This is a genomic window from Vibrio splendidus 12E03 (assembly GCF_000272105.2).
GTDB lineage: Bacteria > Pseudomonadota > Gammaproteobacteria > Enterobacterales > Vibrionaceae > Vibrio > Vibrio splendidus_I.
The window spans coordinates 1-23,746 of sequence record NZ_AJZD02000121.1; the positions used below are offsets into that span (position 1 = coordinate 1).

The following is a 23,746-nucleotide window of genomic DNA, read 5'->3' on the forward strand; positions in this document are numbered from 1 at the left end:
AAGCTAGAAGCTAGAAGCTAGAAGCTAGAATAGCAAAAGGCTTGAACTCTTAGAGTCCAAGCCTTTTTTGTATCTATAGGATTTGAAATTTTACAGCCAGAGGCTTTTACAAGCACTTAGGCTTTACTTCTTAGACTTTGCTTAAAGCGCAGCGACTTGTGGACGAACACCTAATGTGTGGCAAAGTGCGTAAGTCATTTCTGCACGGTTTAGCGTGTAGAAGTGGAAGTCTTTCACACCTTCACGGCTCAGTGTACGAACCATATCAATTGCTTGGCTAGCACCAACAAGCTGACGAGTCGTTGGATCATCATCCAAACCTTCAAACTGCTTCGCCATCCAACCCGGTACTTTTACGTTGTTCATCGCAGCAAAGCGAGACGCTTGCTTGAAGTTAGAAACCGGTAGGATGCCCGGAACAATTTCAACATCTACACCAGCCGCCACACAGCGGTCTCGGAAACGTAGGTAGCTTTCAACATCGAAGAAGAACTGAGTGATAGCACGGTTAGCACCCGCATCGACTTTACGCTTAAGGTTAATAAGATCCGATTGAGCGCTTTTTGCTTCAGGGTGAACCTCAGGGAATGCCGCTACTGAGATATCAAAATCGTGGCGAGATTTAAGTAGCTCGACTAGGTCAGATGCGTACATATCTGGCGCGCCGCCGCCTGCTGGAATATCACCACGCAACGCAACAATACTCTCGATACCATTCGCCCAGTAATCGTCGGCAATTTGAATCAGCTCTTCGCGACTCGCATCAATACACGTTAGGTGCGGTGCAGCCACTAGGCCGGTTTGGTTCTTAATTTCTTTAATGATTGAGTGAGTACGGTCACGTTCGCCCGAGTTTGCACCGTAAGTTACCGATACAAACTTTGGTTGAAGTGTTTTAAGACGGTGAACAGAATTCCACAGGGTCTCTTCCATCTTCTCATTGCTTGGTGGAAAAAACTCAAATGACACATTGATGTTGTCAGAAAGCTCAGCGATATTCTGATTTAAAGCGTCGATATGACTAGCGTGTGTGTATCCCATCTTACTCTCCCTGTGGCAAAAGCAACCACTAAAAACTCAAATCCTTAAACGACGTTTAGACGTCTATATGTCTGTAGGATGTATTGAATACGATTTAATGTCAACAGATCCATTATGAATTTTTTTCAAGTAGATCGTGAGTAAAACTCAAGTCATTAGATGGGTCGCAAAGCAGAAATAAGGAAGAAAAAAGGCTGAGAAACACATCGTGCTTTCAGCCTCATTTATCTTAGTGAATAGTATGCTATTTAGACACTAAACCAACCGATTTGAAAATCAAAACAGGCTAGACATTCTGTTTAGATCAGATTGAATTGCACCAGCTGTGACTTCACGTCCTGCACCTGGGCCACGGATAACCAATGGATTATCTTTGTACCATTTGCTCTCAATCGCAAAGATGTTGTCGCAAGGCAACAAGTTCGCCAGAGCATGTTCTTTAGACAGTGCTTCAACGCCTACGGTTGCCTTACCGTTCTTCTCCAAACGCGCTACGTAACGTAGAACTTTCTGTTGAGAGTGCGCTTTCTCTAAACGCTCAGCCAGCTCTTCGCTCAGTACAGAAGCTTTGTCGAAGAAGTCATCCACAGATAGATCTTGCAGCTTTGCAGGTACGAGCGATTCCACTTTTACGTTTTCAGGTTCGATATCCAAACCAGATTCACGCGCCAGAATCACCAGCTTACGCATCACGTCTGAGCCATCTAGGTCAGCACGAGGGTCAGGTTCCGTAAGGCCTTGTTGCCATGCTAAGTCAACCAACTCGCTGAACGGCACGGTGCCATCAAACTGTTGGAACAACCAAGACAACGTGCCCGAGAAAATGCCAGACAACGCAATGATGTCATCGCCACTTTCACGTAGGTCACGTACCGTGTGGTTAATCGGCAATCCAGCACCCACTGTCGCGTTGTACAACCAATGACGGCTGATCTTAGCGAAAGCATCTTGTACTTGATGGTAATACTCGCTCGATGCAGAACCTGCCACCTTGTTCGCCGAGATTAGGTGAATACCTTGTTGTGCGATTTGCAGATACTTTGCTGCAAGCACTGGGCTCGCAGTCACATCCAGAACCACTGCTTCGTCATAACCTTGAATAGAGCCCAAACGCTCTAACCAGTCGTTACCATTGTTAGCAATCGCTTCGTCGTCAAAGCGCTTACCTACCGAAGTCGCATCAATGCCTTGATCGTCGAACCAATAGGTTTGGCTATCAACCACGGCAACCAATTCAAAGTTCATTCCACGGCGCTTTTCAAGTTCCGCTTTTTGCTCAGCAAACAGGCTTAACCAGCTTGAACCAATATTGCCCTTACCACACAAGGCAATCGCAACACGCTTCTGCGCTTGGAACAGTTGAGAATGAATGCCTTTCACTAGACTTGATGTTTCACTCTTACGAATCACAGCCACCAAGCTTAAGCCTGAGTTCGCTTCTGAGATGAACTCAACCGGAGAGCTCTTAAGCTGCTGGTAGAAACCGTAGCAATGGTTCGGGTTCTTAGTCACACCCGCACCCACTGCAGCAATCAGAGAGAAACCTTCTTTTAGCTTAATCTCAGCTTCAATCGCATGGTCTTGGAGATATTCTAATGCACCACCAGCGATCTCTTCTGTGTAGGCAAGACGCAAACAGTGTTGATCCGGTTCAAGCTCATAAGCAAGCGGCTCAAGTTGAGCACGCTTAAGCCCTTCAAGCACTTCACTCTCTAGACGGTCGAAATCATGGCCGTGACCAAAGGTCAGTTGCACGATAAGCACTTCATCCAAAGAGGTAATAATTTTTGCGCCACGACCCGATGCCAATACACGCTCGATCTGTGTAGAGCCCGCTTCTGGCTGATAGCTGCAGCGTAAGCTTAAATCCATAGCACTTTGAGCCACAGGCTGTAGTGTTCGGCTGTGAAGCACTGGAGCGGCAAGACGAGCCAATTCGCTGGCTTCATCAAGGCGAAGTAGAGGCAATAGACACGCATCTGAAACCAGACGAGGGTCAGCGCTGTAAACGCCCGCCACATCACTCCAAATCGTCACGCGTTCAATTTCAGCCAAAGCACCAATCACGGTCGCTGAGTAATCCGAACCGTTGCGACCAAGCAGTACGGTTTCACCCTCGCAGTTCTGAGCCATAAAGCCCGTAATCACCACGCGGCAATGTGCATGCTGCGCCAGAGCTTCTTTAATCAGAGGGTAAGAACGTGCGCGGTCGACTTCAGGCTGAGCGCCCACTTCTGCACGTAAAAAAGCACGCGCATCTTGAGCAACGGCTTGTAAATCATGTTGGCACAACAAAGCCGCGAGTAGACGTGAAGACCAAACCTCACCGTGTCCTAGCACTTTTGCTTTTTGTGCTTCGCTCAAGGGAGCCGTTAGCTCACCCAAAGCGGTAAATTCTTGTTGAATGGTTGCAGTAAGTTGTGCGGCTGATTCACCCTCAAGCAGTGCTTCAATCAGATCGAGTTGGAACTGACGAAGTGCTTGTAGGCATTCATGGGCAATACGACCATCTTTGTCGAGCGCTTCAACAAATTCAATTAAACGGTTGGTTGTTTTGCCTGCTGCCGATACCACCACCAAATCAGATGCTGATGAGTATTCTCTAAGAATGTTGACCACGCGTTGGTAACATTCAGGATTCGCTAAACTGCTGCCACCAAATTTATGTAGCTGGCGAAAGGTTGCCATTATTAACCCTCCCCTTCAGCGATAAAGCGCTGTGTCTTTTCAAACGCTTGCTTGAGGTCATCGATTAGGTCTTCTGCATCTTCAAGGCCAACAGATAGACGCAGTAGTTGCTGAGAAACACCCGCTTCTGCTAATGCTTCTTCGCCCATCGCGCGGTGAGTCATAGACGCAGGGTGACAAATCAGGCTTTCAACGCCGCCCAATGATTCTGCCAAAGAAAACAGCTCTAACTTATCAACAAAGTATTTAAGCGCCTCGAATGAGCCCGAAAACTCAAAGCTCAGCATTGAACCAAAGCCAAACTGCTGTTTCTTCGCAATATCATGACCTGGGTGTTCAGGAAGACTTGGGTGGTAAATAGTGCCTACTAAATCTTGTTGCTGCAGAGATGCCAGAATTTCACGTGAGCTTTCTTCATGAACTCGCATACGCGCACCTAGCGTACGAATACCACGTAGAGTCATGTAGCTATCAAATGGTGTGCCGGTCGCACCAATACAGTTGCCCCACCATGCTAGCTCTTCAGCGTGCTCTTCCGTTTTCGTGACGACAACGCCACCAATAACGTCCGAGTGTCCGTTGATGTACTTAGTGGTTGAGTGGATAACAAAATCCGCACCCAGTTCTAAAGGCTTTTGGAACACAGGAGTCAAAAACGTGTTGTCGACAGCAACCAGAGCACCAACCTCTTTCGCTTTACGGCAAGTTTCTGCAATATCAACCACACGAACCAGTGGATTCGATGGTGTTTCGATTAAGATCAACTTTGGCTTAAGCGCGATCGCCGCATCCAGCGCGGCTTGATCCGATTGATCAACGAACAGAACTTTGAAGTCACCTTTTAGCGAGCGAGTGTTAAACAGACGGTACGTACCGCCGTAGCAGTCGTGCGGTGCAATAATAAGATCATCGCCGCCTAAGAAAGCCGAAACCCATAAGTTAAGCGCCGAAGTACCGCAGTTAGTCACAACCGCGCCTTTGCCTGATTCAAGCTCAAACAGTGCCGTCTCTAATAAACCGCGGTTTGGGTTACCAGAACGGGTGTAATCGTACTTTGGCACTTCACCAAAAGCGGGAAACCCATAGTTAGTCGAAAGATAAATGGGTGGGACAACGGCATGGTGTTGCGTGTCTGACTCGATACCAGTACGTACTGCGATTGTTGCTGGCTTCCGGCTGCTCATAGGTGCTTCCTTACAAGTTTTGCGTCTGAGAATCACAGCTGCTTGTCGGCATTTTGCGGCTGTGTTAGATATATGTTATTCACTTTACTTTCATAAACGTGAGACGTCAACACTTCTAGACGTCTATATGTCTATATGTCTTTGCTTATGGCAGTAAATCCCGCTAAAATCACCACTATTAATTTATTCTAACAACTAAAGTGATGAAGGTACGCAATGGCCGACTGGAATGGTGAATACATAAGCCCATATGCTGAGCATGGAAAGAAAAGCGAACAAGTAAAGAAAATTACAGTTTCTATCCCTCTAAAAGTGTTAAAGGTTCTTACTGACGAGCGTACTCGCCGCCAGATTAATAACCTACGCCATGCAACAAACAGTGAGCTACTGTGCGAAGCCTTTCTACATGCGTACACAGGCCAACCACTACCAACGGATGAAGACCTTCGTAAAGACCGCCCAGACGATATTCCTGCTGAAGTGAAAAAGCTGATGACAGAGATGGGTATCGAGTTCGAAGCGTTTGACGAAGAATAAAAACAACTCAGTCACTGCCTTCATTATTGATTCGCTCTAGCTGAACCTTATTTATCACATCGCGCATAGCTTTTTATGATTGCGCTGTGAATGATAGACATAAAAAAACCGACTCCAGATGAGTCGGTTTTTTATTATTCTTTTTGGCTCAATAGAGCAACAGCTATTAAGCCATATAGTTAGCAGGCATCTCGATACGAGCTACGCCAGATTCAACAGCCGCTTCCGCAACTGCTCGTGCTACGCGAGGAAGTAGACGTGGGTCCATTGGCTTAGGAATGATGTAACCCTTACCGAACTCCAGTGCAGTCTCGCCCGCAGCTGCTAGTACTTCAGCTGGAACTGCTTCTTTCGCCAGTTCACGAATCGCTTTAACCGCCGCTAGCTTCATTTCGTCATTAATTTCGCTCGCACGCACGTCTAGTGCACCACGGAAAATGAATGGGAAACAAAGTACGTTGTTTACTTGGTTAGGGTAATCACTGCGGCCTGTACCCATGATTAGGTCAGAACGAACTTCGTGTGCAAGCTCAGGCTTGATCTCTGGATCTGGGTTTGAACATGCAAACACAACAGGCTTATCAGCCATCAACGTTAGTGCTTCAGCAGGCAGTAGGTTAGGACCCGATACACCCAAGAATAGGTCAGCGCCTTCGATAACATCTTCAAGCGTTCGCTTGTCAGTGTTATTTGCGAACAGCTCTTTGTATTCATTTAGGTCATCACGACGAGTGTGAATCACACCTTTACGGTCAAGCATGTAGATTTTTTCACGCTGAGCGCCACACTTAATCAGTAGTTCCATACAAGCAACCGCCGCTGCGCCAGCACCTAAACAAACGATCTTACACTCTTCAAGTTTCTTACCTTGAAGCTCGATCGCGTTCAGCATACCCGCTGCCGTTACAATCGCTGTACCGTGTTGGTCATCGTGGAATACCGGCACATCACAACGTTCAATCAGGCGACGTTCAATCTCAAAACAGTCTGGTGCTTTGATGTCTTCTAGGTTAATACCGCCGAATGTATCTGCGATATTCGCAACCGTATCAACGAACTCATCGATTGTGCGGTGTTTCACTTCAATATCGATAGAATCTAAACCAGCAAAACGCTTAAACAGGAGCGCTTTACCTTCCATTACTGGTTTAGAAGCAATAGGACCAAGGTTACCTAGGCCAAGAATCGCTGTACCGTTAGAGATAACAGCAACCATGTTGCCTTTACCTGTGTACTTATAGACGTTATCAACGTTCTGTGCGATCTCGCGAACAGGCTCAGCCACGCCTGGGCTGTATGCAAGTGCTAGGTCTTCTGCAGAGTTTGCAGGCTTCGTCAGTTCTACGGCAATTTTGCCTGGAATCGGGAACTCATGATAATCAAGAGCTTGCTGACGGAATTGTTCTTGAGGTGATAATTCTTGAGAGGATTGAGCTTGGCTGCTGTCTTCAGACATAGGTGTAGGTTCCTAGGATATTATTATTTGGGGGATCTTGTTCATGTTAATGGATGTACTTCAAAGTTCCTAGGTGGTTGAAGCCTCTGTCTCATTAAAAAACGAGATTTCACTACTAATAAGACCAGTGAGCAGTTGAAATTACTATCGCTTGTTGAACTTTCGTGCGGAATTTTAGTGGTGAATGATAAGCAAGGAACTGCCCTGCAATAGAATAAAGAGGCAACTTATCGTTAGGTGAGATGGATACTTGAATGGAAGTCAGTAATTTTACAAATTGCAGGCAACAAAAAAGGACACCGAAGTGTCCTTTTTATGTCTAAATAGCGAGAATTACTTCTTGCTAGAAAGAGCACCGAAACGCTTGTTGAAGCGATCAACACGGCCGCCTGTATCTACGATACGTTGCTTACCAGTGTAGAACGGGTGACATTTGTCACATACGTCTAGGTGGATTGATTCTTTTGCTAGCGTTGAGTTGAACTCAAATGTGTTGCCGCAAGAACAAGTAGCAGTAACTGCTTTGTATTCTGGGTGGATTCCAGCTTTCATGGGATAACCTCAAGTAGGCCGTGTCGCTATACGATTCTAAGCCGCACACCACACGTAGTTTAAAAAAGAAATAAAGACACCGCATTCGCACAAAAGAGTGACGAAGCCATACCTTTAAGGCGCAGTATAGTAATGAATCTATAAGGCAGGATCAACTGATTTGATACATTTTTCACCAATTGTGTCTTTATTTCCTTTTTAAGCAGAAGCGTTGATTGAAATTTGGGGATGAAGCTGCCTCCATGCGTTAGCTTGCCCTCTCTCATTCAAACTGCTCCTCGAATTTAACCGCCTTATCCTTTAGACTGTTCGCTCTCGTCAACTCAGATAAAGCCGTCCCTTTATGCGTCCAATGATTGCCCGCGTGGCACTGCCTGTTCCACTCGACAAGCAGTTCGATTACAAGATTCCAAGCCACCTATTTCCGATTATTGGTGGACGAGTCTCTGTGCCTTTTGGACGACAAACCTTAACCGGCATTGTCACGGCTCTGGTTAACGAATCTGAATTCGAGCTAGACAAGCTCAAACCCATTAAAGCCTTATTAGACAATCAGCCTGTTTGGCCGGAATCTGTCTATTCACTGTTAATGTGGTGCAGTCAGTTTTATCAGTACCCCCTTGGCGAAACCTTTGCTAACGCCCTTCCGAGCGCTCTAAGAAAAGGCAAAGCCGCCGACTTCGCGACGCTGGTTGAGTGGCAGTTAACGCCATCAGGCAAAGATCAGTTAATGCAAGGTTTTGGTCGCGCGGTCAAGCAAGCCAAAGTGATGCATATGCTTGAGCAAGGCCCCGTTCCCCATCAAGAGTTCATTGATGAAGAAGTTGGCAGCGCCGTACTCAAGACACTAGAAGAGAAAGGCTGGATTGAATCGGTAGAGAAAAAGCCAAAGCGTCAGCCGTGGCCAGTTGATCTTGAAAACGACCAAGACAAGCCTAAACTCAATGCCGAACAAGCCATCGCGATTGCGACCGTAAATAGCCAGACCGACTTCGGTTGTTTCCTGCTAGAGGGTGTCACTGGCTCAGGTAAGACCGAGGTCTACCTGAATATGATTAAGCCGATTCTCGACCAAGGTAAACAAGCATTAGTGCTCGTGCCCGAGATTGGTCTCACCCCTCAAACGATTAACCGCTTTAAGCGACGCTTTAATGTACCTGTTGAGGTTATCCACTCGGGCTTAAACGATTCTGAGCGACTGAATGCTTGGTTATCGGCGCGCGATAAAATAGCGGGCATCGTGATTGGTACCCGTTCAGCTCTGTTCACGCCGTTTGCTGACCTAGGCATTATCATTGTCGACGAAGAGCACGATGCCTCTTATAAACAGCAAGATAGCCTGCGCTACCACGCTCGAGATGTGGCGATCATGCGTGCTCATAAAGCGCAGATCCCGGTTGTGTTAGGCTCGGCGACTCCAGCCTTTGAGACGCTGCACAACGCTCAGATCGGCAAATACAGTTATCTCACCCTGACTTCACGTGCGGGTGTCGCACTGCCGACCACCAATAAGGTGTTGGATGTTAAAGGTGAATATCTAGAAAGTGGTTTGTCTGCGTCGTTAATTGCAGAGATGCAAAGACACCTCAAAGCTGGCAACCAAGTGATGCTGTTCCTCAATCGTCGAGGGTTTTCTCCGGCATTAATGTGTCACGATTGTGGTTGGACAGCCGAATGTAAACGTTGCGATGCTTACTACACCTATCACCAATACAGCAATGAGATGCGCTGCCACCACTGTGGTTCTCAGCAGCATATCGTGCACAATTGCCAAGGCTGTGGATCTGCAAACTTAGTGACAGTGGGTGTCGGGACCGAGCAGTTAGAAGCTCAACTTGGTCAACTATTCCCGGAATACAAAACCATTCGTATTGACCGCGACAGCACCCGCCGTAAAGGCAGCTTAGAAAGCGCGCTCGAGTCGATTCGTAAGGGTGAATTCCAAATTCTTATCGGCACGCAGATGCTTGCTAAGGGTCACCATTTCCCTGACGTGACACTTGTGGCGTTATTGGATGTGGATGGCTCTTTATATAGTAGTGACTTCCGTGCGTCTGAACGTCTTGCCCAGCTATTCATCCAAGTAGCGGGACGCGCAGGGCGATCAAGCAAACCCGGTGAGGTGATCTTACAAACCCACCACCCAGAACATGGGTTGCTGCAAGCCTTGCTACACAAAGACTACAACCATTTTGCTCAGACGGCGCTGGCAGAACGTAAGCAGGCAATGTTACCGCCTTATACCTTTATGACGCTGTTTAGAGCAGAAGCCAATGACACCCGCTTGGTGGAAGAGTTCTTGCGTCAGGTTCGTCACACATTGGAATCACATCCGTTGTTTGACCAATATTGCATGGTGTTAGGGCCAACCCCGGCTCCGTTAGCAAAACGTGCAGGCAAATCGCGCTGGCAGTTAATCTTACAAACTCAGACGCGCTCGTTAATGCAGAAGCTATTAATGAGTGCCAAGCCGGCCATCAATATGTTACCTGCTGCGAAAAAAGTTCGCTGGTCACTCGATATTGAGCCGCAAGATTTGAGTTAAACCCACTTGGGTTAAAACTAATGATAAGTTTGTTCACAAATATTTCATATTTCTCGTGAGCAACTTCACACTAGTCATGTGATTTTTGTTAATCTAGCCGTAACTTTACACGGATTAAACGAATAAAATATTGCAATAAAAAAAGTGTTAGCAACACTTTCATAATATCTATTCGATTACATTTATTATTCACGCCTTAGATACTTAGGCGGCAAAGGAACTTAAAAGAGGGTTTAATTTATGGCGACAATGAAGGATGTTGCCCAGCTAGCAGGCGTCTCAACAGCCACGGTATCACGTGCATTGATGAACCCTGAGAAAGTCTCAGTTTCGACTCGCAAACGAGTGGAAACAGCAGTACTTGAAGCTGGATACTCACCCAATACATTAGCTAGAAACTTACGTCGCAACGAATCAAAAACCATCATCACTATCGTTCCTGATATCTGTGACCCTTATTTCGCCGAGATCATTCGTGGTATCGAAGATGCCGCAGTAGAAAATGACTACCTTGTCTTACTGGGTGATAGCGGCCAACAAAAGAAGCGTGAGTCTTCGTTTGTTAACTTAGTTTTCACCAAACAAGCTGACGGTATGCTATTGCTTGGCACTGACCATCCATTTGACGTCAGTAAGTCTGAACAAAAGAACTTACCACCAATGGTGATGGCGTGTGAGTTTGCCCCTGAACTTGAACTTCCTACCGTACACATCGATAACCTGACCTCTGCATTTGAAGCCGTGAACTACCTAGCTCAGTTAGGTCATAAGCGTATCGCTCAAATATCAGGGCCAGTATCGGCAACGCTGTGTAAGTTCCGCCAACAAGGCTATCAACAAGCGCTGCGTCGCGCTGGAGTATCAATGAACCCTGCCTATAGCACTGTCGGCGACTTTACTTTTGAAGCCGGTGCTCAAGCGGTTCGTCGATTGTTGGCACTTCCTGAACAGCCTACAGCTATCTTCTGTCATAACGACGCGATGGCCATTGGCGCGATTCAAGAAGCGAAGAAGCTGGGCTTACGCGTTCCTCAAGACCTATCGATTGTCGGCTTTGATGACATCCAATTCGCTCAATACTGCGATCCACCGCTAACTACCATTTCTCAGCCTCGTTATGAGATTGGACGCCAAGCGATGTTGATGATGCTTGATCTACTGAAAGGCAACGATGTGCAAGCAGGTTCGCGTCTACTTGAAGCTAAATTAGTGGTTCGAGGCAGTACAGCACCACCTCGAATGTAACCTTCAAAAATACCCTTACAAATCTGCGGCACATTTTGATGTGCCGCTTCCATTTCTGCACTATTATCCTCGCGCAATCTGGATTACCATGAGGGCAGAATCAGCAACTATTGAATTGTCTTGTGGCTAATAGAGATTATGTAAAGCGCGGTCGTGGTACGAAAAAACCGACCAAAAAACAAGCCCCTCGCCGTAAACCTTGGCGCAGTGGTCTTTTGGCGATACTCCTTGCCGGTGGTTTTGGTTACGGACTTTACCTATTGAGTAATGATCCTGAGCCGCCAGCACCTGCTCCTGTGGTAACCAAACCAAAACCTAAGCCAAAACCAGCGAAAGTGATTCCGCCGCCTCCTGAAGAGAAATGGGACTACGTTGAAACGCTGCCAAGCCGCGAAATCGAAGTGAAAGCCAAAGAGCAAGAGATCTCGAAGATCCCTTACATCATGCAGTGTGGCGCTTACAAAACCTCGTCGCAGGCAGAAGCTCGTAAGTTGGATATTGCCTTCCAAGGTATCTCGAGTGAGATCCGCAAGAAAGATGGCAGTAGCTGGTACCGTGTGGTTCTAGGTCCATACAAGTTGAAGCGTGACGCAGAGCGAGATCGCCATAAGCTGCAACGAGCGAAAATCGAACCTTGTGCTATTTGGAAAGACACCGAGTAATTTAGATTCAGCGGCAGTCTCGGTCTTAGTAAAAGCCGAAAACCAAACACCGAAAGCCTCCCACTGTGGAGGTTTTCTTTTATCCCCTCCCCTTTAACCAAATTTCCTTACAACTTCCGCCGATAAGTTTGCACGACATCACTCACCCTTCCTTGAATTATCCGAGCGCCATCCTCATATACTTTTTATACCCAAAGATAAGAAATATTAAGAGGCCCTACTCGTGACTACCATTGTATCTGTACGTCGTAATAATAAAGTCGTCATCGCGGGTGATGGACAAGTATCTCTAGGCAACACTGTAATGAAGGGCAATGCCCGTAAAGTACGTCGCCTATACAACAACAAAGTACTGGCAGGTTTTGCTGGCGGTACCGCTGATGCTTTCACGCTATTCGAAAAATTTGAAAGCAAGCTGCAAATGCACCAAGGTCACCTAACCAAAGCTGCCGTTGAGCTAGCGAAGGATTGGCGTAGCGACCGTGCTCTGCGTAAGTTAGAAGCACTGTTAGCAGTAGCGGATGAGACCGCTTCACTGATCATCACTGGTAACGGTGACGTAGTTCAACCAGAGAACGACCTGATTGCGATCGGTTCGGGTGGTAACTTCGCTCAAGCAGCCGCTACTGCACTATTAGAAAATACTGATTTAGATGCGCGTGAAATCGCAGAAAAGTCGCTGAACATTGCGGGCGACATCTGTGTCTTCACCAACCATCACCACACTATTGAAGAACTAGAAAGCACCGTTGAGCTGCCAAAGCCAGAGTAACGACCGCTTCCATCAATAACGTTGTATTCAACAGTGATTAAAGAATTAAGGAAAAACCATGTCTGAGATGACTCCTCGCGAAATTGTTCACGAACTCAATCGCCACATTATCGGCCAAGACAACGCTAAGCGTTCAGTAGCTATCGCTCTGCGTAACCGCTGGCGTCGTATGCAGCTTGAAGAAAGCCTGCGTGTTGAAGTATCACCAAAGAACATCCTAATGATTGGCCCAACAGGTGTCGGTAAAACTGAAATTGCTCGCCGTCTAGCAAAACTAGCAAACGCGCCTTTCATCAAGGTAGAAGCGACTAAGTTCACCGAAGTTGGCTACGTTGGTAAAGAAGTTGAGACAATCATCCGTGATCTAACGGACGTTGCAATCAAGATGACACACCAACAAGCGATGGAGAAAGTACAGTACCGCGCTGAAGAACAAGCTGAAGAACGCATTCTTGATGCCCTTCTACCACCAGCACGTGATGCTTGGGGTCAGAACGAGCAATCAACTGAAGACACCACCTCTTCAAACACTCGCCAGATTTTCCGCAAGAAACTGCGTGAAGGTAAGTTAGACGACAAAGAAATCGAAGTTGATGTAGCCGCGCCGCAAATGGGCGTTGAAATCATGTCACCTCCAGGCATGGAAGAGATGACAAACCAGCTGCAAGGCATGTTCCAAAACCTAGCAGGCGACACCAAGAAAAAGCGTAAGATGAAAATCAAAGACGCATTCAAAGCACTGACGGAAGAAGAAGCTTCAAAGCTTGTGAACCAAGAAGAGCTAAAAGAGAACGCGATCTTCAACGCTGAAAACAACGGCATCGTCTTCATCGATGAGATCGACAAAATCTGTAAGCGTGGCGACAGCTCAGGCCCAGACGTATCTCGCGAAGGTGTTCAGCGTGACCTACTACCTCTTATCGAAGGCAGCACAGTATCAACCAAGCACGGCATGGTTAAAACTGACCACATCTTGTTTATCACATCAGGCGCATTCCAAGTGGCTAAGCCATCTGACCTGATCCCTGAGCTACAAGGTCGTCTACCAATCCGCGTAGAACTTGAAGCACTATCAGCGCATGACTTCAAACGCATCCTGACTGAACCAAAAGCATCTCTAACAGAGCAATACATTGCCCTAATGAAAACAGAAGATGTGAGCATTGAGTTCACTGAAGATGGCATCAACCAGATTGCGGACGCAGCATGGCGCGTAAACGAAACCACTGAGAACATCGGTGCGCGTCGTCTACACACGGTAATGGAGCGTCTAATGGATGAGATTTCATTCGAAGCAACAGACAAAGCTGGCAGCAAGCTTGTTATTGATGAAGCTTACGTAACAGCGAAGCTTGGCGAGTTCGTTGAAGACGAAGACCTAAGCCGCTTCATCCTGTAGCACACGAAACTCCAACTTATTGCTCTAACTCAAAGAAATAGCAGCTAATAAGCGAATTCAAGGCCCACTTTCGAGTGGGCTTTTTATTACCCGAAAAATGGGCGTATACTCAAATCACAGTATGAAACGAAGACTTACAACGAAATAGACCTACGATGAAACAATCTCTACTGATTTGGCTTGATGCCGCACGACCGAAAACTCTGCCTCTCGCACTCGTCTCTATTCTTACAGGAAGTAGTTTAGCGTTCGCCAGCGATCAGTTTTCTTTATCGATAGCACTACTGGCTTTTTTAACCGCTACCCTATTACAGATTTTATCGAACCTAGCCAATGACTATGGCGACGCCGTAAAAGGCACAGACAACGAAAATCGTCTGGGGCCAACACGTGCCATGCAATCTGGCGCGGTAACAGCGAAAACCATGAAGCAAGCGATCATCCTCAACATCGTGTTTACTATGGTCACTGGGCTGATTCTTATTTTTCATGCCTTAACCTCGATTGAAAGTATCTTATCTTTCATTGCGTTAGGCGTATTAGCCATTGTTGCTGCCATCGCTTACACCGTCGGTAATAAGCCTTATGGCTATATTGGCCTTGGCGACTTATCGGTATTTATCTTCTTCGGTTTATTAGGTGTTTCAGGGACTTACTTCTTGCACACTGGCCATGTTGAACCAAGCCTATTCCTTCCGGCATTGGGCTGTGGCTTGATGGCGGTTGCGGTACTCAATATCAACAACATGCGTGATATCGAAAACGACAGCGAATGCGGTAAGCGCACCATGGCGGTTCGCCTAGGGCAACGCAAAGCCAAACACTATCATTTTGCTCTGCTTGGCCTCGCCCTTGCTTCTTTCGCTATCTACCTACTTATTCAAGAAAAGCCGGTCTGGATCAGCCTGCCATTTTTGCTGAGCATTATTATTGTTTACAAGCATGGCAAAGCTGTTTGGGAAACCGAAAAGCCAGCGCAAATCGCACCAATGATGCCGGTGATTGTGAAATGCTCACTGGTCACTAACCTATTGTTTGCAGGGGTTGTCGTAGCTCAAACTCTATTGAGTTAAATGAGACTAATCATTGCAAAGGGATCAAGCACCGATATACTCAAAGTAAGCTCATTGTTCAAAAGGTATACTAATGGAATACAACACTTCAGCACTGTGCGACATATATTTGGATCAAGTTGATGTCGTGGAGCCAATGTTCAGCAACTTCGGTGGACGTGCATCCTTCGCAGGACAGATCACGACATTAAAGTGTTTTGAAGACAACGCTTTGATTCGCTCTGTACTAGAGCAAGACGGTCTGGGGCGTGTGTTGTTAATCGATGGTGGCGGCTCACTACGTAAAGCGCTGATCGATGCTGAGATTGCCCTACTTGCCGAAGACAATGAGTGGGAAGGGATTGTGGTTTACGGCTGCGTTCGTGAAGTCGATGAGCTTGAAGACATGAACCTAGGCATCCAAGCCTTAGCTTCTATCCCTGTTGGTGCGAGCCAAGAAGGTGTCGGTGAATTAGACGTACCCGTGAACTTTGGCAGCGTGACCTTCTTACCTGAAGATTACCTGTACGCAGATAACACCGGCATCATTCTTTCTGCCGAACCTCTAGATGTAGAACTTGATTTGGATGTCGAGGAAGAAGAGGTCGAGTAACCCACTCGGCTTTGAACACGACAACAAAGCATAAGAATACGAAGTATTAGAACGCAAACAAAAACGCCCGCTACTGAGTAGCGGGCGTTTTTTTAAATCTGAAGAGTCGATTACTCTACTTCATCCATTTTACCAAGAAGGTTACGGATGCGATCTTGCCATGCTGAATGCTCTTCCTGCATTTGCTGAGTTTTTTGCTCTAGCTCGTGACGGCTTGCTTTAAGCTCACCAGCTTCTGTTGCTAGTGCTTGTTTCTCTTCTTTAAGCTCTTCCACTTCCATTTGAAGAAGTGCAATTGTATCTACTGCTGTTTGAATTTTTGCTTCTAGCTGCTCTAGTACTTCAAAAGACATTCTGGCCTACCTTTAAGTTATCCGTTTGATGGTGAAGGTTCACTCCACTTATTTCCCCATTCTACTCAGCAGAGCAAGGATAAACACTCAATATATTCGATATTTTGCGCCATTCGATGAAAAAAACAGCGCTTTTTACCGAATATTGACGTGAACGATTACCGCCACAACGGCAAACCGATTATTTTGATGAATAATAACTGTTTTCCACTGCGAATTGATCGAGAGCAATCTCCAAAAAACAAAAAGGCAAACGTTTCCTTTTGGATATGGTAAAATTCGCCGCGAAATTTCTATTCCCCCTTTGAAAATTTTGGAGTCCGCATGAAACGCGATTTAGCAATGTCATTCTCTCGTGTCACAGAAGGTGCAGCACTGGCTGGTTACAAGTGGCTTGGCCGTGGCGATAAAAACGCTGCAGATGGCGCTGCTGTAGAAGTAATGCGTAGCCTATTAAACAAAACCGAAATTAGCGGTGAGATTGTTATCGGCGAAGGTGAGATCGATGATGCACCTATGCTATACATCGGCGAAAACGTAGGTGTGGGCGGCGACGCTGTCGACATCGCAGTTGACCCAATTGAAGGGACACGCATGACAGCAATGGGCCAATCAAATGCATTGGCTGTATTGGCGGCAGGCGAAAAAGGCAGCTTCCTTAAAGCGCCTGATATGTACATGGAAAAGTTGGTTGTTGGCCCTGGCGCTAAAGGCGTGATTGACCTAGAACTGCCACTAACAGAAAACCTAGAAAACATTGCGAAGGCTCTGGGCAAAACACTGGATACACTGGTTGTAACGACACTGGCTAAGCCACGTCACGATCAAGTTATCGCCGACATGCAAGCAATGGGCGTTCGTGTATTCGCAGTGCCAGATGGTGATGTTGCGGCTTCTATCCTAACGTGTATGCCAGACAGCGAAGTAGACGTCATGTACTGCATCGGCGGCGCACCTGAAGGTGTGGTCTCGGCTGCGGTAATTCGCGCACTCGACGGCGACATGCACGGTCGTCTTCTTCCTCGTCACGAAGTAAAAGGCGACACAGAAGAGAACCGCAAACACGGTGAACTTGAACTAGAGCGTTGTGCAGAAATGGGTGTAACGGCGGGTATCGTGTTGAAAATGGAAGACATGGCTCGCAGCGACAACGTTGTATTCTCAGCAACAGGCATCACTAAGGGTGACTTGCTAGAAGGCATTTCTCGTCAAGGCAATATCGCAACCACAGAAACTCTGCTTATCCGTGGCCGTTGCCGTACGATTCGCCGCATCAAATCTATCCACTACCTAGAGCGTAAAGATCCAGAAGTGGTAGGTCATATCCTGTAAGCCAAAACTCGGTTAAGCAGAATATTCGAAGGCTGATACCAAGTATCAGCCTTTTGTTTTATTAGCGCAGCAGAATCTCACTATGGCTGCCAATAGAGTAAAACGCTATCTATCGAGTAAATTACTATCAATATAGTAAATGGTTTGCTTTATAAACACCTTGCCTCATAATAGTAAGGTTCATGAGGTAGGGATAGTATGAAAACAAGCGACAAAATCTTACAGACCATTAAGCGTCAAGGCGCGGTAACCGCGAAACAACTGTCAGAAGAATTTGGCATGACGACAATGGGGGCAAGGCAACATCTGCAAAGCCTGGAAGATGACGGTATTCTTGCGTTTCATGATGTGAAAGTGAAAGTGGGTCGCCCGACTCGCCACTGGTCCCTGACTCAACAAGGTCATAGCCAATTTTCAGACCGACATGGTGAACTCACCATTCAAGTGATTGATGCTGTCGAGAATCTATTTGGTAAAGAAGGGCTGGCTAAGGTTGCTGCCGAGCGTGAACAACACACTCTTAAGCAGTATCAAACTGCGCTGTCTGGCTGTGATTCACTCATCAGCAAGCTTAAAAAACTCACCCAGCTTCGTGAAGACGAAGGCTACATGGCTGAGCTTCAAGAGCATGATGATCACTACATCTTGATTGAGAACCACTGCCCTATCTGTAAGGCTGCAACTCGCTGCCCTAGCCTGTGCCAATCTGAGCTCAACGTGTTTACTGAGTTACTAAAAGATGAGTGTCACGTGAGCCGTACAGAGCACATCATTGCTGGCGAACGACGCTGCACTTACACCTTAACACCCGCCCTTTGATTGCAAAGGTAATCGGCTAATACCGTCTCAATATTGAGAAAACACAAATAGATTAAAATTTGTACAGATTTCTTTCTTAAGCTTAGAGCATATGAAACACGCTTAATGCTAAGGAAGGAATGATGGCGCATCCACAACCCGCTCAAAAACTGCCACCCTTTGATGAACTTGTCCAACTCGCGAAAAGCGACCCGAAAGCATTCAATCAATTCAAACACGAGATGTGCGAACAGATGATTTGTTCGGCTTCAGACGTGATGCAAGACCGACTTCGTGCGCAGCAAAGTCACATCGACTTAGTGGTTAGCCGTTGTAAAAACCCACACCACGCCAATATCGTACTCATGCAAGAGCTGCGCTGTCAGGTCTGTAAGTTCCAAGATGCACTCGAAGGGCGCTGCGGCTTTGAAGAATCTCTGCCTGAAAATGTCGTGCCTTTTAAGCCGAATACCGAACCTAAAATGTACTGAAATTAGCAAAGCACTAAAAAGAAAAAGGGAGCTTAATGCTCCCTTCTTATCGATCAATATTTACATGGATCTTCGCCGTAGTCATTACGGCCTTCTGTACCTTTCAACAAACCACACTCAATCAGAATCCAGAAACCACACACTAATGCCGCGACGGTTGCCGCCATATGAATTGGCGATACCGGCTCTGTCGTCGTTGCAACCATTGGCGAAGCTAAACGACCCAATACTAATGGCACATTCAATAGTAGCCAGTAATTAGACTTATTGCGGTCGTGCCAGCGCTTAGCGGTTACCGCAAGGTCTGGGATCACAAGCATCAATAGGATGATTGGTAGCAGGATATAAGAGTAAGCAGGGAACAACACAGAGATACCTGAAGCAAAACCGGTAATCGCTATGTAGTAGAAAACATTCCAAATCCAGTAAGTCTTACGACCAATTCTCCCCTTGAAAGAGAGCAGTAATTCTTTCATCGACATCTTAAATACTCAAATTTATACGCCGCTAAAAGTCAGCAGCAATGGTTAGTTTATTACTTTTTGAAAGCAACTTTTATCCATATCACGAATATTCACTGTTAAGCTTCTTACATGACTCGCTTGTTCTTGCAGGATCTGCATTAACGATCGTGACAATTCTCGCTTTTGCTCTTCCGTTCGTCCCGAAAGTAACTCAAAGCTGATATGAATAAAGTCTACACTATCTTCCTCATCACCGACCAACCAATTATGGCAACGCAGTGAACGAGATTTCACTGATGGCACATCAAACAAGCCACATGTGAGAGCGACTTGGTGGAGATCTTCCAGTAAGCCTTGGATATTTACTCGCTCATCCACTGAATTGGAGTACTCTAGAACTAGATTCGGCATTGTTACTTCCTGTTGTTAACGCAATCGTTTGTCCCTTAATAACAACTAACGATGAAAAATCCGAGAAGTTAGCTATTATTCTGTCTGCCGGATCACTGATATATGCTCAAAATCTACTCTGACCATTGAGTAAGATCCAAGAAAGTCATGACCACAGTCATGATCTGTTGATATTAATCTGTTATATTATTTCGTAATAAAGTTTACTTTTTTACATTCGATTTATTTAAATACTTTGGAGATATTCCTATGCGTCATCCTGTAGTTATGGGTAACTGGAAACTAAACGGCAGCAAAGAAATGGTTGTTGATCTACTAAACGGTCTTAACGCTGAACTTGAAGGCGTAACAGGCGTAGACGTAGCAGTTGCTCCACCAGCACTTTTCGTTGATCTAGCAGAGCGTACGCTTACTGAAGCGGGCAGCGCGATCATCCTAGGTGCTCAAAACTCTGACCTAAACAACAGCGGTGCATTCACTGGCGACATGTCTCCAGCAATGCTTAAAGAGTTCGGCGCATCTCACATCATCATCGGTCACTCTGAGCGTCGTGAATACCACAACGAATCAGATGAGTTCGTAGCTAAGAAATTCGCATTCCTAAAAGAGAACGGCCTAACTCCAGTTCTTTGTATCGGTGAATCTGAAGCACAAAACGAAGCAGGCGAAACTGTTGCAGTATGTGCTCGTCAACTTGACGCTGTTATCAACACTCAAGGTGTTGAAGCTCTTGAAGGCGCTATCATCGCTTACGAACCAATCTGGGCTATCGGTACTGGTAAAGCAGCTACAGCTGAAGATGCACAACGCATCCACGCTCAAATCCGTGCACACATCGCAGAGAAATCTGAAGAAGTTGCTAAGAAAGTTGTTATCCAATACGGCGGTTCTGTTAAGCCAGAAAACGCAGCAGCTTACTTCGCACAACCAGACATCGACGGTGCTCTAGTTGGCGGCGCAGCTCTAGACGCGAAAAGCTTCGCAGCTATCGCTAAAGCAGCAGCTGAAGCAAAAGCTTAATTTAAACCTCACCGTTTAGATTAGATGAAAGGTCAACTTAGGTTGGCCTTTTTTATTACCTGTCATTCCTAAAACCTCAAACGGCAGGCACAAAAAAACCGCTGAATAATCAGCGGTTTTTAAATTCTTTAAGCGAACGCTAAGCGTGGCTTAGAACAACTCTTCTGCAACGCGGAACAGCTCAGAACGGTCTGGGTTCTGCATGTTCTCGATACAATCGATGATGTCGTGGTGAACAAGTTCTTCTTTCTCGATACCAACACAACGACCACCGTGACCTTCTTGAAGAAGGTGAACAGCGTAGTTACCCATACGAGAAGCCAATACACGGTCAAATGCAGTAGGACGACCACCACGTTGGATGTGACCAAGAACCGTTGCACGAGTTTCACGACCTGTTGAAGATTCAATCTCTTTAGCCAGTTCGTTAGCATCCATCATTAACTCAGTTAGAGCGATGATTGCGTGCTTCTTACCTTTAGCAATACCATCTTGGATGTTGCTGATAAGCTGTTGTTTATCTAGGCCAGTCTCTGGAGTAATGATGTACTCACAACCACCCGCGATTGCTGACATAAGCGTAAGGTCACCACAGTGACGGCCCATGATTTCAACAATAGAAATACGTTGGTGAGAAGAAGACGTGTCACGTAGACGGTCAATTGAATCAATAACAGTGTTAAGCGCTGTTAGGTAACCGATTGTGTAGTCAGTACCCGCGATATCGTTATCGATTGTGCCTGGAAGACCAATACATGGGTAACCCATTTCAGTCAGCTTCTTAGCACCCATGTAAGAACCGTCACCACCGATAACAACAAGTGCTTCGATACCGTGCTTCTTAAGGTTCTCAATGCCTTTCTCACGAACAGCAACGTCTTTAAATTCAGGGAAACGTGCAGAACCTAAGAAAGTACCACCACGGTTGATCACGTCAGATACGCTTGAACGGTCAAGCTTTTCGATACGGTCTTCAACAAGGCCTTGGTAGCCATCGTAAATACCGTAAACTTCAATGCCAACTGATAACGCAGTACGAACAACGCCGCGAACTGCTGCGTTCATACCTGGAGCGTCACCACCACTGGTCAAAACACCGATCTTCTTAATCATGCTCACCCTCGATTTTTGGGAATCTATTATTCAATTCTTGTTCTTGCTGATTGTATATCAACAAGATTTTAAATCTATATTTGTGCGTTATGTTACATTTCCTCAACAGGAATAGCACTCAAATCGCGTAAAATTATGTAACATTTCTACTTCTGTAAGAGTATTACAGTTTTACTCAATAACTTTGTTGATTCACATCAGAATCAACATTAATTGTTACTAAGGTGGTTTTTGAATCACTTAACAGTTAGTAATTTTTACTCACTTTAGTTCAAAAGCCACCCACTTACCATTTGCCCGCTGATTTTTAGCACGCATTACCACGAGTGGAATTTCTGCTGCTTCTCTGGTCCAAATACGACCGAATACGGGTCTTGGTGAATTAATACATCAGCATCAGGGAACACGGAGATAAGCTTAGCCTCTACTTCGTCAGAAATGCGATGCGCTTCAATAAGTGGGATATTATCTTCCAATTCTAGATGCAGTTGGATGAAGCGTATTGGCCCCGAGCGACGCGTTCGTAATTGATGCACACCCAACACACCTTCCACGCTCAATGATGTCTCTTTTATCTGCTTTAGTTCTTCATCAGGCAGCTTATGATCAAGCAGAGACTGAACCGCTTCCATCGCCATTTGATAAGCGCTGTACAGAATGTAGATACCAATACCCACCGCAAATACAGAGTCCGCTTGGCCAAGCCCAAACCAACTTAATGCCAGTGCCAGCATGATCGCGGCGTTCATATAAAGGTCTGATTGATAGTGCAATGAATCGGCTGCAATAGCTTGGCTACCCGTTTTGTTGACCACATGTTTTTGGAAGCGAACCAGACCAAAAGTCATCACCATCGCGAATAAGCTGACGTAGATACCAATTTCAGGAGAGTTCAGTTCGTGAGGCCTAAAGAAGCGTTCAATACCATTAAGTATAAGGAAACAAGCGGAGCCGGAAATAAACATCGCTTGTGCTAGTGCTGCAAGAGATTCAGCTTTGCCATGACCAAAAGTATGTTCTTTATCGGCAGGCTGGAGAGAGTATCGAACGACGATTAGGTTCACGACTGACGCCGCAATATCTAACAAGGAATCAACCACGGAAGCCAACAGACTCACAGAGCCGGTCACCCACCATGCTGCGACCTTCACGATCAATAAAATTGTGGCGATGGTAGTGGCTGCCCAAGCGGCGAGCGTAACTAAACGTGCGTATTCTTGTTTCATAATTTGGCTATAAAATGACTGATAGCACAAAGTATAACCTGCAAACAATCAATTGAATATGACAGACATGATGTAAGAGATTCATTTTAAGGGATCAAAAAAAGCGGCACACGGCCGCTTTTTCACATTATTCTGGGGATTAAACACCAGATTAGATGAAAGACTATTTGTCTTTGTTCATGCGTTTTTCCATTTTGTCAGCGCACTTACTCATACGCTCTTGTTGGATCTCTTTCAATTGAGTTTTTTGCTCTGCTGTCAGAACGCTCATCATGTCGTGTTGTTTCTTCAGCATTGCGACACGACGTTCAGTTTGCTTAGCAACCATTTGGCTTGCTAGATCGTTTGCAGCGGCTTCATCGAAGTTGTCGGCCAATACTAGAGCTTGAACCTTTTCGTGATGCGCTTTCATTTGCGCCATTTTTGCCGTTTTGTTTGCACCGCGCTTTGCTTTCATCTCAGCACGGTCTGCTTCACGCATCTCTTTTAACTGTTCTTTTTGAGCGTCGGTTAGGTCTAGTTGGCGCATTACTTTTTTATCGAAACCGCCACACTTGTCGTGCATACCTTTGTGGTCACCTTTATCACCACCACCGTAAGCATACGCGCTTGCTGTACCAAAAATAAGTGGAAGTGCCGCAGCTGCTAGTACAAGTTTCTTAGTCATTTTCATAATTGTTGCCTCAATTCGGTATAATAAGTCATGTGTTGCGTCTGTTTCTCAGCGCTTGAATATAGATTAGTCTTTCCCTCGTAAAGTGACGTTTAGAAAGCGTAAAGAATCGTAAAGAG

General features: G+C 46.0%; 23 protein-coding genes. 12 read left to right on the top strand and 11 right to left on the bottom strand.

Annotation, left to right across the window (positions count from 1 at the left end):
- Nucleotides 1-141 precede the first annotated feature (141 nt).
- The 3 genes from metF to A142_RS09665 all read right to left on the bottom strand — a co-directional run bounded on the left by metF (nucleotide 142) and on the right by A142_RS09665 (nucleotide 4,913).
- On the bottom strand, nucleotides 142-1,041 hold the full coding sequence (metF, locus tag A142_RS09655; protein WP_029405383.1) for a methylenetetrahydrofolate reductase: 900 nt from the start codon (nucleotides 1,039-1,041) through the stop codon (nucleotides 142-144).
- A gap of 276 nt (nucleotides 1,042-1,317) precedes the next feature.
- The gene (locus A142_RS09660) at nucleotides 1,318-3,729 is read right to left on the bottom strand and encodes a bifunctional aspartate kinase/homoserine dehydrogenase II (protein ID WP_019821522.1); all 2,412 of its coding nucleotides are present in this window, start codon (nucleotides 3,727-3,729) and stop codon (nucleotides 1,318-1,320) included.
- A gap of 2 nt (nucleotides 3,730-3,731) precedes the next feature.
- Nucleotides 3,732-4,913, bottom strand: coding sequence for an O-succinylhomoserine (thiol)-lyase (locus A142_RS09665; RefSeq protein ID WP_029405384.1), 1,182 nt, complete (start codon nucleotides 4,911-4,913; stop codon nucleotides 3,732-3,734).
- Nucleotides 4,914-5,129: 216 nt separating this feature from the next.
- Between A142_RS09665 and metJ the strand changes: the two genes are divergently transcribed.
- Nucleotides 5,130-5,450 (top strand): met regulon transcriptional regulator MetJ, encoded by a 321-nt coding sequence (gene metJ / locus A142_RS09670; RefSeq protein WP_004415993.1) that lies wholly within the window; start codon nucleotides 5,130-5,132, stop codon nucleotides 5,448-5,450.
- Nucleotides 5,451-5,616: 166 nt separating this feature from the next.
- Here the strand turns inward: metJ and A142_RS09675 are convergent, their stop codons facing one another.
- Both A142_RS09675 and rpmE read right to left on the bottom strand, forming a co-directional pair.
- Nucleotides 5,617-6,906 (bottom strand): malic enzyme-like NAD(P)-binding protein, encoded by a 1,290-nt coding sequence (locus A142_RS09675; protein WP_019821524.1) that lies wholly within the window; start codon nucleotides 6,904-6,906, stop codon nucleotides 5,617-5,619.
- 333 nt (nucleotides 6,907-7,239) lie between these two features.
- Entirely contained in the window at nucleotides 7,240-7,458 is a 219-nt protein-coding gene (gene rpmE / locus A142_RS09680) for a 50S ribosomal protein L31 (protein WP_004737142.1), read from the bottom strand.
- 343 nt (nucleotides 7,459-7,801) lie between these two features.
- Here rpmE and priA point away from each other — a divergent pair, with 343 nt between their 5' ends.
- The 7 genes from priA to rraA all read left to right on the top strand — a co-directional run bounded on the left by priA (nucleotide 7,802) and on the right by rraA (nucleotide 15,746).
- Nucleotides 7,802-10,003 (top strand): primosomal protein N', encoded by a 2,202-nt coding sequence (gene priA, locus A142_RS09690; RefSeq protein WP_019821526.1) that lies wholly within the window; start codon nucleotides 7,802-7,804, stop codon nucleotides 10,001-10,003.
- Nucleotides 10,004-10,243: 240 nt separating this feature from the next.
- On the top strand, nucleotides 10,244-11,248 hold the full coding sequence (gene cytR, locus A142_RS09695; RefSeq protein WP_019821527.1) for a DNA-binding transcriptional regulator CytR: 1,005 nt from the start codon (nucleotides 10,244-10,246) through the stop codon (nucleotides 11,246-11,248).
- A gap of 122 nt (nucleotides 11,249-11,370) precedes the next feature.
- Nucleotides 11,371-11,910: an SPOR domain-containing protein gene (locus tag A142_RS09700; RefSeq protein ID WP_029405385.1), complete on the top strand. Its 540-nt coding sequence runs from the start codon at nucleotides 11,371-11,373 to the stop codon at nucleotides 11,908-11,910.
- Between the two features lie 223 nt (nucleotides 11,911-12,133).
- A complete protein-coding gene (hslV, locus tag A142_RS09705; protein ID WP_004729692.1) occupies nucleotides 12,134-12,682 on the top strand; it encodes an ATP-dependent protease subunit HslV in 549 nt (182 codons plus the stop codon).
- A gap of 58 nt (nucleotides 12,683-12,740) precedes the next feature.
- Nucleotides 12,741-14,081 carry an HslU--HslV peptidase ATPase subunit gene (gene hslU, locus A142_RS09710; RefSeq protein ID WP_019821529.1) on the top strand — a complete coding sequence of 447 codons (1,341 nt, stop codon included), beginning with the start codon at nucleotides 12,741-12,743 and terminating at the stop codon, nucleotides 14,079-14,081.
- A 155-nt stretch (nucleotides 14,082-14,236) separates the two neighbouring features.
- Nucleotides 14,237-15,154: a 1,4-dihydroxy-2-naphthoate polyprenyltransferase gene (locus tag A142_RS09715; RefSeq protein ID WP_019821530.1), complete on the top strand. Its 918-nt coding sequence runs from the start codon at nucleotides 14,237-14,239 to the stop codon at nucleotides 15,152-15,154.
- 73 nt (nucleotides 15,155-15,227) lie between these two features.
- Nucleotides 15,228-15,746 carry a ribonuclease E activity regulator RraA gene (gene rraA, locus A142_RS09720; RefSeq protein WP_017071322.1) on the top strand — a complete coding sequence of 173 codons (519 nt, stop codon included), beginning with the start codon at nucleotides 15,228-15,230 and terminating at the stop codon, nucleotides 15,744-15,746.
- Between the two features lie 110 nt (nucleotides 15,747-15,856).
- Here rraA and zapB read toward each other — a convergent pair whose 3' ends face one another.
- A complete protein-coding gene (gene zapB, locus A142_RS09725; protein ID WP_008219652.1) occupies nucleotides 15,857-16,099 on the bottom strand; it encodes a cell division protein ZapB in 243 nt (80 codons plus the stop codon).
- A gap of 324 nt (nucleotides 16,100-16,423) precedes the next feature.
- On the opposite strand from zapB, the gene glpX reads away from it, so the two are divergent.
- From glpX to A142_RS09740, 3 genes are all read left to right on the top strand, one after another.
- On the top strand, nucleotides 16,424-17,431 hold the full coding sequence (gene glpX, locus A142_RS09730) for a class II fructose-bisphosphatase (protein WP_017061153.1): 1,008 nt from the start codon (nucleotides 16,424-16,426) through the stop codon (nucleotides 17,429-17,431).
- A 198-nt stretch (nucleotides 17,432-17,629) separates the two neighbouring features.
- Entirely contained in the window at nucleotides 17,630-18,250 is a 621-nt protein-coding gene (locus tag A142_RS09735) for a helix-turn-helix transcriptional regulator (RefSeq protein WP_019821531.1), read from the top strand.
- Nucleotides 18,251-18,372: 122 nt separating this feature from the next.
- Nucleotides 18,373-18,720, top strand: a complete 348-nt coding sequence (locus A142_RS09740; RefSeq protein ID WP_019821532.1) for a DUF3135 domain-containing protein — start codon at nucleotides 18,373-18,375, stop codon at nucleotides 18,718-18,720.
- A 53-nt stretch (nucleotides 18,721-18,773) separates the two neighbouring features.
- On the opposite strand, the gene A142_RS09745 is transcribed toward A142_RS09740, so the two are convergent.
- The gene (locus A142_RS09745) at nucleotides 18,774-19,202 is read right to left on the bottom strand and encodes a DUF805 domain-containing protein (RefSeq protein WP_017063673.1); all 429 of its coding nucleotides are present in this window, start codon (nucleotides 19,200-19,202) and stop codon (nucleotides 18,774-18,776) included.
- A 45-nt stretch (nucleotides 19,203-19,247) separates the two neighbouring features.
- Nucleotides 19,248-19,595, bottom strand: a complete 348-nt coding sequence (locus A142_RS09750; protein WP_017061157.1) for a 5-carboxymethyl-2-hydroxymuconate Delta-isomerase — start codon at nucleotides 19,593-19,595, stop codon at nucleotides 19,248-19,250.
- A gap of 249 nt (nucleotides 19,596-19,844) precedes the next feature.
- Between A142_RS09750 and tpiA the strand changes: the two genes are divergently transcribed.
- The gene (gene tpiA / locus A142_RS09755) at nucleotides 19,845-20,615 is read left to right on the top strand and encodes a triose-phosphate isomerase (protein ID WP_017061158.1); all 771 of its coding nucleotides are present in this window, start codon (nucleotides 19,845-19,847) and stop codon (nucleotides 20,613-20,615) included.
- Between the two features lie 150 nt (nucleotides 20,616-20,765).
- On the opposite strand, the gene pfkA is transcribed toward tpiA, so the two are convergent.
- The 3 genes from pfkA to A142_RS09770 form a co-directional block, all read right to left on the bottom strand.
- The gene (pfkA, locus tag A142_RS09760; RefSeq protein ID WP_029405386.1) at nucleotides 20,766-21,728 is read right to left on the bottom strand and encodes a 6-phosphofructokinase; all 963 of its coding nucleotides are present in this window, start codon (nucleotides 21,726-21,728) and stop codon (nucleotides 20,766-20,768) included.
- Between the two features lie 317 nt (nucleotides 21,729-22,045).
- Nucleotides 22,046-22,954: a CDF family cation-efflux transporter FieF gene (gene fieF / locus A142_RS09765; RefSeq protein ID WP_029405387.1), complete on the bottom strand. Its 909-nt coding sequence runs from the start codon at nucleotides 22,952-22,954 to the stop codon at nucleotides 22,046-22,048.
- A gap of 163 nt (nucleotides 22,955-23,117) precedes the next feature.
- On the bottom strand, nucleotides 23,118-23,627 hold the full coding sequence (locus A142_RS09770; protein ID WP_010435378.1) for a CpxP family protein: 510 nt from the start codon (nucleotides 23,625-23,627) through the stop codon (nucleotides 23,118-23,120).
- Between the last annotated feature and the right edge of the window lie 119 nt (nucleotides 23,628-23,746).